Annotated in this window: 10 protein-coding genes; 4 read left to right on the forward strand and 6 right to left on the reverse strand. The window is 68.3% G+C overall.

Features of this window, described 5'->3' with window-relative positions; genetic code table 11:
* The first annotated feature begins 43 nt into the window (after positions 1–43).
* Positions 44–994, forward strand: a complete 951-nt coding sequence (locus AAC979_RS17450) for a FecR domain-containing protein (RefSeq protein ID WP_371348163.1) — start codon at positions 44–46, stop codon at positions 992–994.
* A 160-nt stretch (positions 995–1154) separates the two neighbouring features.
* Complete coding sequence (locus AAC979_RS17455; protein WP_371348164.1) at positions 1155–4553, forward strand: TonB-dependent receptor domain-containing protein; 3399 nt, start codon at positions 1155–1157, stop codon at positions 4551–4553.
* 58 nt (positions 4554–4611) lie between these two features.
* Here the strand turns inward: AAC979_RS17455 and minE are convergent, their stop codons facing one another.
* Genes minE through minC form a run of 3 tightly spaced genes read right to left on the reverse strand, consistent with a single transcriptional unit; the run spans position 4612 to position 6400 of the window.
* On the reverse strand, positions 4612–4884 hold the full coding sequence (minE, locus tag AAC979_RS17460) for a cell division topological specificity factor MinE (RefSeq protein ID WP_371348165.1): 273 nt from the start codon (positions 4882–4884) through the stop codon (positions 4612–4614).
* The gene (gene minD, locus AAC979_RS17465; RefSeq protein ID WP_371348166.1) at positions 4881–5693 is read right to left on the reverse strand and encodes a septum site-determining protein MinD; all 813 of its coding nucleotides are present in this window, start codon (positions 5691–5693) and stop codon (positions 4881–4883) included. Before minD ends, minE begins: the two co-directional genes overlap by 4 nt.
* A 14-nt stretch (positions 5694–5707) precedes the next feature.
* Positions 5708–6400: a septum site-determining protein MinC gene (minC, locus tag AAC979_RS17470; RefSeq protein ID WP_371348167.1), complete on the reverse strand. Its 693-nt coding sequence runs from the start codon at positions 6398–6400 to the stop codon at positions 5708–5710.
* Between the two features lie 256 nt (positions 6401–6656).
* Between minC and AAC979_RS17475 the strand changes: the two genes are divergently transcribed.
* Positions 6657–8180 (forward strand): MFS transporter, encoded by a 1524-nt coding sequence (locus tag AAC979_RS17475; protein WP_371348168.1) that lies wholly within the window; start codon positions 6657–6659, stop codon positions 8178–8180.
* 9 nt (positions 8181–8189) lie between these two features.
* Here the strand turns inward: AAC979_RS17475 and argE are convergent, their stop codons facing one another.
* Positions 8190–9344, reverse strand: coding sequence for an acetylornithine deacetylase (gene argE, locus AAC979_RS17480; protein WP_371349092.1), 1155 nt, complete (start codon positions 9342–9344; stop codon positions 8190–8192).
* Positions 9345–9573: 229 nt separating this feature from the next.
* Between argE and AAC979_RS17485 the strand changes: the two genes are divergently transcribed.
* On the forward strand, positions 9574–10824 hold the full coding sequence (locus AAC979_RS17485) for a Zn-dependent hydrolase (protein ID WP_371348169.1): 1251 nt from the start codon (positions 9574–9576) through the stop codon (positions 10822–10824).
* Positions 10825–10980: 156 nt separating this feature from the next.
* Here AAC979_RS17485 and AAC979_RS17490 read toward each other — a convergent pair whose 3' ends face one another.
* Both AAC979_RS17490 and AAC979_RS17495 read right to left on the reverse strand, forming a co-directional pair.
* Entirely contained in the window at positions 10981–11709 is a 729-nt protein-coding gene (locus tag AAC979_RS17490; protein WP_371348170.1) for an ROK family protein, read from the reverse strand.
* Positions 11706–14213, reverse strand: a complete 2508-nt coding sequence (locus tag AAC979_RS17495) for a glucan 1,4-alpha-glucosidase (RefSeq protein ID WP_371348171.1) — start codon at positions 14211–14213, stop codon at positions 11706–11708. The genes AAC979_RS17490 and AAC979_RS17495 overlap by 4 nt, the downstream gene beginning before the upstream one ends.
* Positions 14214–14317 lie beyond the last annotated feature (104 nt).

The following is a 14317-nucleotide window of genomic DNA, read 5'->3' on the forward strand; positions in this document are numbered from 1 at the left end:
CCTGACCTTATTCCCCTCGGCAAGGCGCGTGATGGACGCAACGATGCGCAAGCGTAACGGACAGCCGGACGCCGACACCGCCCTCAGCGACGAGGCGATCGAATGGATCGTCCGGCTGCATTCGGGCCATGCCGCGCCGGCGGACCGGGCCGCCTTCGGCCGCTGGCGTTCGCTCAGCCCGGCGCATGAACGGGCGGCGCTGGAAGCCGAGTCCATCTGGCAGGGCGTCGGTGCGCCGGAGGCCGGGCTGCGCGAGACCGCACAGCGGCGGCTGCGGGTGACACGGCGCACGGTGATCGGGGGCCTCGCCGCCATCGGCGGCGGCATCGCGCTGGAACGGTCCGGGGCGATCCCGCCGCGTCTTTTCGCCGACCACTGGACCGGAACCGGCGAGCAGCGGACCGTGACCTTGCCGGACGGGTCGTCCGTGGCGCTCAATGCGGCGACCGCGCTGTCCGTCGATTACGACACCGACCAGCGCCGGCTGATCCTCTACCAGGGCCAGGCCGTGTTCAGCGTCGCCCCTGCGCCGGACCGCCCCTTCCTCGTCGAGGCGGAAGGCGGCACGACGCGCGCCCTCGGCACAGTATTCGACGTGGATATCCGCACCCGCGCGGTGGTGGTCAGCGTGGTGGAGGGCACCGTGAGCGTGTCCTCCGGCGGTCCCGGGCAGGACAGCGTGGCGGTCGGCGCCGATCAGCGCGTGAGCTACGCGCCCGGTACGGGCGTCGGCAGCATCGAGCCCGCCGATGGCGAGGCCGCCACCGCCTGGCGCCGCGGCAAGCTGATCTTCAACCATCGCCCGCTCGGCGATGTCGTCGCCGAGATCGAGCGCCACCGCAGCGGCGTCATCGTCATCGCCGATCCGGCTCTGCGCGGCCTCGCTGTCACCGGCGTGTTCGACCTGCGCGATCCCGACGCCATTCTGGGCACCATCGAGGAGACGCTGCCGGTCCGCATCACAAGGCTGCCGCTGGTGACGATCCTGCGCTGACGCTCCCGCCGGCGCGCGGCCGGTGCGCTGAAAAAAAGCGCGCGGTGCCGGTGCAAGATTCCTCGCCTCGCTTCGTCCTTGCTCATGAACGGCATGCGGCTCCGGCGCCTTCGGCACCCCGGCCATGCCCGGATCTCAGCGAGGCAATGGGGCGGATGGCATGAAGGTCAGGATATCGAGGCGAAACCGGAACGGCGCTCTCTCTCTGCGCCTCGCGCTGCTGACATCGGTGGCCCTTTGCGCCGTCCTCGGTGCGCAGGCGCCGGCGCGGGCGCAGGACAGGACGACGCAAAGCGTCAGCCTGAACATCCGCGCCCAGGATCTCGGTGCGGCGCTGACCACCTTCGCCGACCGCGCCGGGTTGCGCCTGCTGTTTCCCTCGCATCTCGTCGCCGGCCGCACCAGCCCGGCGCTGACCGGCAGCTATACGCGCGCGGCGGCGCTCGACCGGCTGCTCGCCGGTACCGGCCTCGTCTGGTCGTTCACCAGTGCCGATACGGTGACCATCGCCGGCGCCACCCTGTCGGCTGCCGAGGGCGGCGCGGACGGCGCCATCGCGCTCGACGCCATCGACGTGTCCGGCGCTCGCGCCGCCGCCGACCTGCCCTTCGAGACGCCGGGCTCCACCAACTACATCTCTTCGGAGGAAATCGAGCGCTTTCCGCCGCAGACCGCCGGCGCCCTGTTCCAGGGCACGCCCGGCGTCATTTCCGGCGGCGGCAATAATGGCGCCTCGATCGACCCCAATATTCGCGGCCTGCAGGGGCAGAACCGCGTCGCCACCACCATTGACGGCTCGCAGCAATCGACATCGAGCTATCGCGGCTATTCCGGCATCGACAGCCGCGCCTATGTCGACCCGGACATGATTTCCGGCATCACCATCACCAAGGGACCCGACGGCGCGGTGGCCGGCGCCATTGGCGGCACCATCGCCATGGAGACGCTCAATGTCGAGGACATTCTCAAGGCCGGCGAGCGCTGGGGGGTGCGGGTGCGCGGCGGGCTCGCCACCAATTCGGTCGCTCCGGTGGTGGGGGAGACAGCGGCGGTGTTCGGCGGCGGCGACGGCGCGGAACTCACCAATGGCAGCTTCGCCCTCGCCGTGCGCGAGGACAATGTCGACGTGATCGGCGCGGTGGTGCGGCGCAAGACCGGCAATTACTTCGCCGGCACGCAGGGCTCCCTCACCACGACCGATTATCTCGGCGAGGAGGTGCCGCTGTCGAATTACGGCCATGGCCAGCTTGTCTACAACACCTCGGAGGATGTGACCTCGGCGCTGCTGAAAGCCACGTTCCGCCCCACCGACGAGCAGCAATTGCAGATCGGCTATCTCTATTACGGCAACGAGTTCGGCGAGGTGTCGCCCTCTGTCATCACGGCGGGCAACGGGGTTACGGACCAGCTGCCGCTCTCCTCGGTCGACATCAACCAGGCCACGCTGCGCTATCACTACACCCCGACCAGTACCAATCTCGTCGATTTCAAGATCGACGCCTACGTCTCGAACACGGAGGAGACGAATGTCTTCATGGTGCTCAACGAGGTGGAGCAACTCGACCAGCAGTCGCAGAATGTCGGCGTGAACGCGAGCAACACCTCGCGCTTCTCGGTGGGAGGCATGCCGGTCGCGGTGAGCTATGGCGGCTCCTATGTCTATGAGAATGCCCGGCCGACGCAGTTCTACGACTTCTCGGACGTGGCGCTCTGGGCCATTCCGGCCAATGGCGAGCGGGAGGTCGGCGCGCTCTTTGCGCGGGTGAAGTGGGAGCCCGCCACCTGGCTCGAACTTTCGGCCGGGCTGGAATATCTGACCTACAACACCTCCTTCAACGGCATCACCTCCTACAACGTTAAGGGCGAGCTGTTCTCCGGCTATTCCGGCGACGGACTGAGCCCCAGCGCCAGCGTGATGGTGACTCCCCTTGAAGGCTGGCAGATCTACGGCCAGTACCAGAGCGGCATCCGCCCGCCGAGCGTGCGCGAAACCAGCCAGACCCGCAGCGACCAGGTCTTCAACCCGGACCTTCAGGCGGAAGAGGCGAGCAACTGGGAGTTCGGCACCAACCTGCTACGGGACGACGTTCTTCTGCCGGGCGACAAGCTACGGCTGAAGCTCGCCTATTTCGACAACACCACCGAAAACTATATCGGGCGCCAGTTCGACGGCAGTATGGGGCTGTTCAACTACGATTATGTCCGCTTCAAGGGTGTCGAATTCTCCGGACGCTACGATGCCGGTGCCGTCTTCACCGAGTTCGGTCTCAACTACTACACCGACTTCGAGTCCTGCCAGCAGAACGGCGTCTGCACCGATTACACCCTTTCCGCCGACTACCTCACCAACCAGATCCCGCCGCGCTTCACCGCCTCGCTGACGGCCGGCGCCCGCTTCTTCGACGAGCGGCTGACGCTGGGTGGACGTGTCACCTATATGAGCGAGCGGCTGGTGCCGGTGGCGGAGGATGGCGAGTACTTCACCTGGGTTACGAAGGTGTGGGAGCCCTACACCGTGGTCGACGCCTTCGCCCAGTGGAAGCTGAACAGCCACCTGACTCTCGATATCAGCGTGCAGAACCTGCTCGACGCCTATTATGTCGACGCGCTGAACAACACCGACATGCCGGCCCCCGGCCGCACCTTCATGGCCACGCTCACCGGCACCTTCGGCAGCGACGAGCCGATCGCTCCGCTGCCCGTCGGCCTGCGCGGCAATGGCGCGCGCTGGACCGGACTCTATGCCGGCGGCTCGTTCGGCTATGGCTTCGGCTCGGTCAGCGGCACCACCACGCTGGCGGATGGCAGCTACGCCCCCCGCGCGTTCAATGAGTCCGCCAATGAAGACTTCAGCGGCGGTCTGTGGGGCGGGCAGGTCGGCTATAACTACCAGTTCGCCAACAACGTCGTGTTCGGCATTGAGGCCGATGTCAGCTATCTCGACATCGGCAGTTCCAGCGTGCTCGGCGCGACCGAAGGGCCTAACCTGATCAACAACCGCATGCCGGAAGCGCAGACTGACTATTCCTTCGACTGGATGAGTACGGTACGCGCCAAATTCGGCTACGCCTTGAACGACCAGTGGTTGGTCTACGGTACGGCGGGCGTGGCCTTCCTTCATGAGACCGAGGACCGCGCCCAGTACATCTCGGCCTCTGCCACCACCTCCAATCCGGGAGGCAGCCGGACCAATCTGAACTTCACGGAATCCGCGAGCCAGACCCGGACCGGCTTCGTGGCCGGCGGCGGCGCGGAATACGCCATTAGTGACCGCTGGTCGGTCAAGGCCGAGTATTCCTTCGCCGGCTTCGATCCCAAGAGCTTCATGTTCTGGAAGGCGCGCTCGGGCGTGACCAAAACCTATTCGAAGAAGGTGGGCACGGCACTGGTGGTTCGCAACGAGACGCTCTGCGGCACTCTTGGAGGCATTTGGTGCGACCTGGTCTCGCGGGCGGTCTATGAGAACGTGATCGGCACCTCCACCATCAAGGACGGCCGCGACGCCTCGAATTCGGCGTCGTTCCAGGCCGTCAAGATCGGCCTCAACTACCGGTTCTGACGGCGGGCGGCGCGGGCGGGCCCGGCAGGGCCCTGGCGCCCGCGCCTTCGTCGCCGCGTCAGGCGGCGCGGCCGACCGGAAGGGTGAGGTCGCCCCGCACCTCGACCTCGATCTCCAGCACCGACATCGGGGTTCCGCGTTCCAGCCGGACCTTCACATTGTCCTGCTCGCAGGGCACATGCTTGGCGACGACGGCGAGAATGTCCTCGCGCAGGCGCGCCAGAAGATCGCTGCCGCCCAGCACCTGCCGCTCATGCGACAGCAGGATCTGCAGCCGCTCGCGCGCCTGCGGCGCGCTGGAGCTGGAGAATAGCCGCTTCCACAGTGTCATGCCGCCCTCCGCAGGAGTTTGCTGAACAGGCCGCTGCGCTGGCGCGGAATCTCCATGGCGATGCTCTCGCCCTTGAGACGCAGCGCCGCGTCCTGATAGGCGCGCGCCGGCGCGCTGTTCGGCTCGTGGATCGAGACCGGCACGCCCATATTCGACGCTTTGAGCACGTCGGCGCTTTCCGGGACGATGCCGAGCAGGGGCAGCGACAGGATTTCCAGCACGTCCTCGGTCTTCAGCATGTCGCCGCGCGCGGCCCGGGCATGGTCGTAGCGCGTCAGCAGCAGGCGCTTGTCGACCGTCTCGCCGCGCTCGGCCTTCAGCGTCTTGGCGTCGAGAATTCCGACGATGCGGTCGCTGTCTCGGACCGAGGAGACTTCCGGGTTGGTAACGACGATGGCGATCTCGGCATGGCGCATGGCCAGCGTCGCGCCGCGCTCGATGCCGGCCGGGCTGTCGCAGATCACCCAGTCGAAATGCTGCGCGAGTTGGCCGATGACCCGGTCGACACCCTCTTCGGTGAGCGCGTCCTTGTCGCGGGTCTGCGAGGCCGGCAGCAGGAACAGCGATTCCAGCCGCTTGTCCTTGATCAGCGCCTGCGGCAGGCGGGCATCGCCCTGGATGACATTGACGAAGTCGTACACCACACGGCGCTCGGCGCCCATGATGAGGTCGAGATTGCGAAGCCCCACGTCGAAATCGACGACGACGACCTTGTCGCCGGTGCGGGCCAAAGCGGCGCCGATGGCGGCGGTCGTCGTGGTTTTGCCGACGCCTCCCTTGCCCGACGTGACCGTGATGATCTTAGCCATGTCTTTCTTCGCTCCTAAAGCGCGGTGATCTGCAGGGCGGCGTCGGCGGTCGAGACCCGGACCGCCTTGCCGCGAAAGGCGTCGTCAATGTCCTCGGCCGTGCGGTAGGTGCCGTCGACGGCGAGAAGTTCGGCATCGAGGCTGGTGCAGAAGATCTGCGCGGCGGCGCCGAAGGTCGCTCCGGCGATGGCGCGGCCGGCCAGCGTGCCATAGACGTGGATCGAGCCGCCGGCGATGATCTCCGCCCCGGCGCCGACGGAGCCGATGATCGTCACGTCGCCCTCAAGGCAGACAACCGACTGGCCGGAGCGCACGCGGCGCTCGATGATCAGATTGACCGGCTCGGCCGGCTTGCGCGGTGCCGGCGCGGCCACATCCTCGATCACCAGCGTGGCGTCGCGCCCGCCGCGCAGAATCGGCGGCATGCCGGCATCGACGAGGCTGGGGCGGACGCCTTCGAGGCCAATGAGGCGCACGCCGCGCGTGGCGAGTTCGCTGATCCAGCGCTCGACGCCCGCCTTGTTCTGCGCCGTGTCGGCGAGATCGAGCACCACGGTGCGGCCGTTGAAGAAGCCGGGGGAGCGCTGCAGCCAGACATCGAAATTGGCGAGCCACGCCTCGATCGGCACATCCGCCACCAGCGTCATCGCCATGAACGAGCGTCCCCGGAAGCGGATCGACGGTCCTGTCTGGCTGATAGTGCTCATGGCGCGAATCTCCCCAACGAAGGGAGAGATTCGGTTAACCTTGGTTAATGATCGGTTAACCCGGCGCCGGTCTCCACCGCGCCCTGCGATTTCGTCTCGACACAGCCCCGCCCGGATGGCGGTTTTGCACCGTGCGCCGCCGGCACGCGGGCATGCGGACGATACCGAACTGGCCGTGCGGCGGGCGATCGGCTATTGCGTCCGGTCCGCTGCGGGCAAAGGACCTGCGGCCCTCCGTGCCGGGCAGGACCAGACCATGACGCTTGCGACCTCTCCCTCCGATCTCCGCGCCCGTCCGCGCGACTGGGTGGCGCTGGGCGTCATCGCCATGCCCTGCGCCGTCTATGCGATGGACCTCACGGTGCTGAACCTCGCCGTGCCGCATCTCGCGCTCGACCTCGCCCCTTCGGCGGCGCAGCTTTTGTGGATCATCGACATTTACGGCTTCATGGTCGCCGGGGCGCTCATGCTGATGGGCACGCTGGGCGACCGCATCGGCCGGCGCCGGCTTCTCCTCACCGGCGCGGCGGCCTTCGCCGCCGCCTCCGTGCTGGCGGCGATGGCGCGCAGCGCCGAACAGTTGATTCTCGCCCGCGCCCTGCTCGGCCTCGCCGGAGCGACGCTGGCGCCCTCGACGCTCTCGCTGATCCGCAACATCTTTCTCGACGACCGCGAGCGCACCTTCGCCATCGGCGTCTGGATCGCCTGCTTTTCCGCCGGAGCGGCGCTGGGGCCGCTGGTGGGCGGAGTGATCCTCACCTATTTCGGCTGGAGCGCGGTGTTTCTCGCCGCGGTGCCGGTTATGCTGGCACTGCTGGTCGCCGGGCCGCTGCTGCTGCCGGAATTTCGCGACGAGGCGGCGGGGCGGCTCGACATTGTCAGCGCCGTCCAGTCGGTCGTCGCCGTGCTGACCCTGGTCTATGGCATGAAGCGCGTGGCCGAGCACGGCCCGGGGCTGGAAGCCGGCGCCGCGCTCGCCCTGGGGCTGGTGGTCGCCGGGCTGTTTCTCGCCCGGCAGAGGCGCCTCGCCGACCCGATGATCGACCTCGCTTTGTTCGCCCATCCCGGCATCGGCGCGGCGCTGGCGATCAATGTGCTGGCGATGATGGGGGTGATGGGCATCTTCGTGTTCATCTCGCAATATCTGCAGCTCGTGCTCGGCATGAGCCCGCTGGAAGCAGGGCTGTGGACCGCGCCGTCGGGCCTGTGCTTCGCCATCGGCTCCATGGCGACACCGCGCCTGGTGCGCCGCTGGCGGGCGGTGGATGTGCTCTCGGTCGGCCTCGTCAGCGCCATTCTCGGCTTCCTGCTGCTCACCCAGTTGCGGGCCGACGCCTCAATGGGGCTGCTGATGGCGGCCATCGTGCTGATGTGCCTCGGCTTGTCGCCGGCCGGCACGATCACCACCGATCTGGTGATGCGCCTCGCCCCGCCCGAGCGCGCGGGAGCGGCATCGGGCATTTCCGAGACCAGCTTCGAATTTGGCGGCGCGCTCGGCATCGCCGCGCTCGGCAGCCTGGTGGCGGCGAGCTACCGGCTCGGCATGGAGGCCGCCCCCCTGCCGGACGGCCTGCCCCCGGCGCTGCTGGAACCGGCGCAGCGCACGCTCGACGCGGCCGTGATCGCCGCCGCGACGCTGCCCGAGGCACTGGGCGCGCCGCTGCTGCGTGCCGCCCATGACGCCTTTTCCCATGCGGTCGACCTCGCCGCGCTCGCCTGCGCCGCCTCGGCGGTGCTGGCGCTTCTCGTCGCCCGCACCCGGCTGGCGCGGGTGCGGTGAGCGGGCGGTTCAGGCGCTGATCTCGTCCACGAGACGCCCCAGCATCCCCGCGCAGCGGGCGAGCTGGTCGCGGCTGACATATTCGTCCGGCTTATGCGCGTCGCGAATGTCGCCGGGCCCACAGACCACGGTGGGAATGCCGAGCTTTTCGCGGAACAGCCCGCCTTCGGTGCCGAAGGCGATCTTGCGCAACGGTCCCTCGCCGTTGAGCCGGCGCAGCATCGTCACCACCTCCGCCTCCGGCGGCGTCTCCAGCCCGGGATAGGCATTGACGATGTCGACGCTGACCCCGGTGCCGGGAAAGCGCGCCTCTGCCGCCCGCGTCAGCGCCGCCGCCTTGTCGAACAGCCGATCCATGAGGAGCGAGGGATCATCGGCGGGCAGGTTGCGGATCTCGAACTCCATCGTGCAGCCATTGGGCACGATGTTGAGCGCGGTGCCGCCCTGGATGGTGCCGGCATGCACGGTGGTGAAGGGCACGGCATAGGCCTCGTCGCGCGGGCCGGCGGCGAGTTCGTCCTGCATCAGGCGCATCTCCGCCAGCATGTCGGCGGCGAGGTGGATGGCATTGAGCCCTTCCGGCGCATGGGAGGAATGGCATTCCCGCCCCCGGCAGGTGACGCGCGCCGCCAGCTTGCCCTTATGCGCGATGACGGTCTCCAGCAGAGTCGGCTCGCCGATGACGCACAGCGCGGGCAGATCGGGCGCCCCGACGAGGCGCTCGATCAGCCCGCGCACGCCGACGCAGCCGATTTCCTCGTCATAGCTGAAGGCGAGGTGCAGCGGCCGGGTGAGGCGGCGCGCCGCCGCCTGTTCCGCCGCCGCCAGCGCACAGGCCAGGAACCCCTTCATGTCGCAGGTGCCGCGCCCCAGCAGACGGTCGCCGCGGGCGGTGAGCCGGAAGGGATCGCTGGTCCAGGCCTGCCCCTCGACCGGGACCACATCCGTATGGCCTGACAGCAGCACCCCGCCCCCGCCGGCAGGGCCGAGCACGGCGTGGAGATTGGCCTTGCTGCCCTCGGCATTGGGCACCAGCGTCAGCCGCGCCCCGAGCGGCGCCAGGAGGTCGCGCACATAGTCGATCAGGGCGAGATTGGATTCGCGGCTGACGGTGGGAAAGGCGATCAGCCGGTCCAGAAGGGCGAGCGGGCGGGAAAGGGGCATGGGCAGGCCGAGGCAGGAGAGCGGGGCGGCAGGATGAAGGGCATTGCCGCTGGCGCAAACCATTAAATGGTCATGGTCTGGATCGGAAAAGCCGAAGCCGCAGCCACGGGCGCCGCGAAAAAAGGCACGCAAATATTCTCGCCACGCCGGCTTGGTGGCGGCGCGCCACGCCCCTAACATGCGCGGCTTTCGCCGGCGATCCTGCCGGCCCCTGCCCAGGAGCCCCCTCATGAACCAGCAGACCGGCAATATGCGCGTGGACGGAAGCCGGCTATGGGGCAGCCTCATGGACATGGCGCAGATCGGCCCCGGCATCGCCGGCGGCAATAACCGGCAGGCGCTGACCGATGCCGACCGCGAGGGGCGGCGGCTGTTCCAGCGTTGGTGCGAAGAGGCCGGCCTCTCCGTCGGCATCGACGCGATGGGCTCGATGTTCGCCCGCCGCGCGGGAACCGACCCGCAGGCGCTGCCGATCCTCGTCGGCTCCCACCTCGACACCCAGCCGACCGGCGGCAAGTTCGACGGCGTGCTCGGCGTGCTGGCGGCGCTGGAAGTGGTGCGGACCCTGAACGATCTCGGCCTGCGCACCCGCCGGCCGATCGAGGTGGTGAACTGGACCAATGAGGAAGGCTCGCGCTTTCCCCCCGCCATGGTCGCCTCCGGCGTCTATGCCGGCGTCCATACGCTCGACTGGGCGTATGACCGCATGGACGCGCAGGGATTGCGCTTCGGCGACGAACTGGAGCGCATCGGCTTCAGGGGCGCGGAGCCGGTGGGCCAGCGCAAGGGCCACGCCTATTTCGAACTTCACATCGAACAGGGGCCGATCCTCGAAGAGGAAGGCGTCGATATCGGCATCGTCACCCATGGCCAGGGGCTGCGCTGGGTGGAGGTGACGCTGACCGGTCGCGAGGCCCATACCGGCACGACGCCGATGGACCGCCGGCTCAATGCCAGCCTCGGCGCGGCGCGCATCATCGACCGCATCGAGTCGATCACCCGCGCGCATGGCGAGAAGGCGGTGGGCGCAGTGGGGCAATTGGTGTTCGCGCCGAACTCGCGCAACATCCTGCCGGGTAAGGTGGTGTTCACCGCCGATCTGCGCCATCCCGAACTGGCGACGCTCACCTCCATGGCGGAGCAGGTGAAGCAGGCGGCGCGCGAGGTGGCGGCCGATCTCGGCATCGGGGTGGCGATCGAGGAGGTCGGCGCCTTCGACCCCACGGCGTTTGACGAGGTGTTGCTGGCGAGCCTGCGCGCGTCAGCGGAGCGGCTCGGCTATTCCCACCGCGACATGGTGTCGGGCGCCGGGCATGATGCGTGCTGGGTGGCCAAGGTCATGCCGGCGGCGATGCTGTTCTGCCCCTGTGTCGGCGGGCTCAGCCATAATGAGGCGGAGGAGATCAGCCCGCAATGGGCCGGCGCCGGCGCGGACGTGCTGCTGCAGGCCGTGCTGCAGGCCGCGGAAGTGGTGGAATAGGGGTCGCGCCTCGCCCTCATGCCCGGGCTTGAGCCGGGCTTCCAGAGGCTCGGGCGGCGGGGGATGGGCTTGGCGATCTGCCGTGTGGCAGTTGGAAAGGCCGGATCCCCGGGTCAAGCCCGGGGATGAGGGTGCACAGGAGGGAGAGGCCCCCGCTCACCCCTTGCGCCAGAGCGCGGCGCCGCCGGTGAGGCCGGCATCGTTGCTGGCCAGGCTGACATTGGCCGGCAGCTCGATCTCGACATGCTTGGCGTTGCCGCCGCCGAGATAGAGATGATCATAGTGCAGCAGTACGTAGAGCAGCTCGATCACCCGCTTCACATGGTGGTTCCAGTGGTGCTTGCCGTGCGTCTCATAGGCGGCGACACCGAGATATTCGTCATAGGTGAGATTGTCGTGCACCGGGTGGTGCGCCAGCTCCATATGCGGCATCAGTTCGCCGTCGCGGAACAGCGCGGTGCCGCAGCCGGTGCCGAGCGTCATCACCAGTTCCAGCCCCGTGCCGGAGACGATGCCATAGCCCTGCATCTCGGCATCGTTGATCAGCCGCGCCGGCGCCTTCAGCCGTGCCGCCATGGCGTCCGCCAGCGCGAAACCGGCCCACAGCTCGGTGCCGAGGTTCGGCGCGGTGAGCACCCGCCCATTGCGCACCACGCCGGGAAAGCCGATGGAAATGCGGTCGAAGGCCGGCAGCTTGGCCGCCATGCCGGCATAGGCATCGAGCAGCGCCTCCGGATGGCAGGGATGGGGCGTGTCGACCTTCTCCCGCTCGGACAGCATGGTGCCGTGATCGTCGATGAGGGCGCATTTGAGCCCGGTGCCGCCGATATCCGCCGCCAGAATGCCCGGCTTGCCCGTCTCGGCCGTCTTGTTCGCCTCTGTCATGTCTGCCCTCCTTCGACATCGCTGCGCGCGGGCTCGGCGACCCGTCGGCTCACCGCCGGCTCGTCGGCCGCCGCGTGGAACAGCGCGCCGTCGCCATCAATGACGACGCTGAAATCCTCGCCTTCCCACTTCTCGGCTTCTGGCCAGAAAAAGGTGAAGCGCAGATGACGCCCATGATGGCGCAGCGTGGTCGGCAGATCGGCGATGTGAAGGCCGAAGCTGGTCGGGCGCGTCGGCGTGTCCTCGCTGGTGGTCCAGCCGTCGAGCGACCAGTGGATGATGGCCGGCGCCGGCAGTTCGAGACGCAAGGCGAGGCCGGCGGGCAGCGAGCGGAGCTTCTGGTTGAAGTGCCAGAGCCGGCGCGGCGAGGTGACCTTGTCGACGAGATAGCGCTGCACGGTCTGCGGCGGCGTGTCGAACACCTTGCCGTCATGCAGCGAGCGCATCAGCTTGATGTGCTCGGAATGCGCCCAGACCAGCGGCATGGCGCTGCCGGAAGGACGGCCCTTATAAAGCTCGCGCTCGGGAATGTCGTCCTGGTCCCACACCTGTTCGGGCAGCAGCCCGCCCGGCCCGGCGCAGTCCTCCAGCGTCACCAGAAGCTGGCCGGCGCGCACCAGATTGCCAGCGGCGATCTCGTAATGGGCGCGCTCGCCGGTGAGCAGCGGCCAGGCGCGGCCCACCCCGGTGCCGTCGAAGGGCGAGCCGTCCTCGTGCTCGCCATAGCCGTCGCCATTATAGCGGTACCAGACGGGGCCCTGCGGCAGTTCCACCTTGAGGATGGCGTCGATCGCCTTGATGGTGTCGAGGATGCGCGGATCGTCCGGGGCGCGCAGGCCGAAGCGCACCAGCGCCAGCGCGTCGGGGGAGATGAGCTGCGCCGCCGGCTGGTCGGTATCCGCCGGCGGGCGGTTCTTCACCGGGACGAAGCCGTCGAGCGGGGAGGCGGCATCCGCCGTCTCCGGCGGCGCGACGCGCACATAATAGCCCTGCACGCCCAGCCTGTCGGCGAGATCGGTGCCGGTGGCGAAGGTCCAGTGCTCGATCGAGTCGTTCCACGCATCCGCCTTCTCGCGCAGATAATGCGCGTCGGCGGCGCGGCCGGCGAGGTCCATCATGTCGGCGGCGGCGAGCAGGGCGGAGATTTCCGCCGCCAGGGTGAAGGGCGAGTAGCCGGCATCCTCCTCCCAGCGGTCCTGGCCGGTCACCGGGCCGTTGAGCACGATGAAGCGCGCGGCGCGGGTGATCATGTCCATGTAGCCATCGAGCTCGCCATGGGCGAAATGGCCGCTGCGGCGGATCATGTCGGCGAGCAGGATCGGGAAGGCGCATTCGTCCATCTGCACGCCGCCCCAATAGGGCACGCCGTCGAGCCAGACATTCTGCGACCAGTGGCCGTCCGGCTCCTGGATCGCGCGCAGATAGCCGAGCACCGATTTGGCCTCGTCATAGGCGCCCGCCGCCAGCAGGCCGCCGGCATTCTCGACGAGATCGCGCGGCCAGACGAGATGATAGCCGCCGAGATCCTCGTCGCCCTTGTTGAAGCCCCAGGGGATCGACAGGCTGGCGATGATGGCGCCCGGCATCGAGTTGGGCTGATGGGTTGCGAGCACGATGGTGCTGGCGCGGTAGGCGTTGATGTTGGAGCGCCCCTGCGGGTGGTCGAGCGGGATCAGCGTGTTCTGCCAGGCGCGCCAGCCCTGGACATAGCTGCGGCGCAGCTCGTCAAAGCCTTCCTGCAGGCTGGAGACGGCGCGGAAGCCCGCCTCTTCCGGGCGGGCGCCGAAGCCCAGCGCCACCAGCATCTCGCCATTGCTGGCTTCCAGATCGACCTCGGCGCTCAGCGCCACATTGCCGGATTCGGCGCGGCGGTAGCGCTCTTCGAGGCAGCCATGGTGGTTCAGTTGCTGCCAGCCATCCGAGGTGCCGACATAGCCGACCGAGCGCGCCTTCCACGGCACCGAGCAGGCGAGCGCCAGCGACTGGCCCCGGCGGCCGGAGGCGAACAGCATCGGCGTGCCCTTATAGTCGCCGACCCAGCCGGTATTGTCGGCGCCGGCATTGATGAGATGCGGCGCCAGCAGGGCGAACAGGCGATAATCCGAGATATCGCCGATCAGCGCCTCGAAGGTGACCTTCTGGACCAGCACCTCGCGGCGCGAATCGGTAAGAATCTGCTTCTGGATGCGCCAGCGGCCATCGCGGGCGGTGTTCAGCAGGTGATAGGCGGGCACGCCGTGTTCGAGCACGCCGACCTCGTGGTCGGCATCGCGCTTCTCCTCGGCGAAATAGCCGTCCGGCCCGGTGATGAGGAAGCCGAAATCGCGGGTGCAGGCGGTATCGACCCGGGGATAGTAGATTTCGTTGAGAATGCCGTGGCTCAGCGTGAACCACAGCCGGCTCGCGGCCGTGCGGGCGGTGCCGACGCCCACCTTGGCGCTCGAGGTCCAGCGTGCCGGGCCGCCGGGGCCACCGGGCGGTATCAGGTCTCCATCGTCGCTCATGACGTTACCCCCAACTCTCGTCCCTTGAAGGACGATCTTGTTCGCGCACGCGCCGGACCGATCCGGCGCAGGTCTCCCGTGCCCCAGGGCGAACCTGCGGGGAA

The sequence above is a fragment of the Ancylobacter sp. IITR112 genome (assembly GCF_041415945.1).
Lineage (GTDB): Bacteria > Pseudomonadota > Alphaproteobacteria > Rhizobiales > Xanthobacteraceae > Ancylobacter.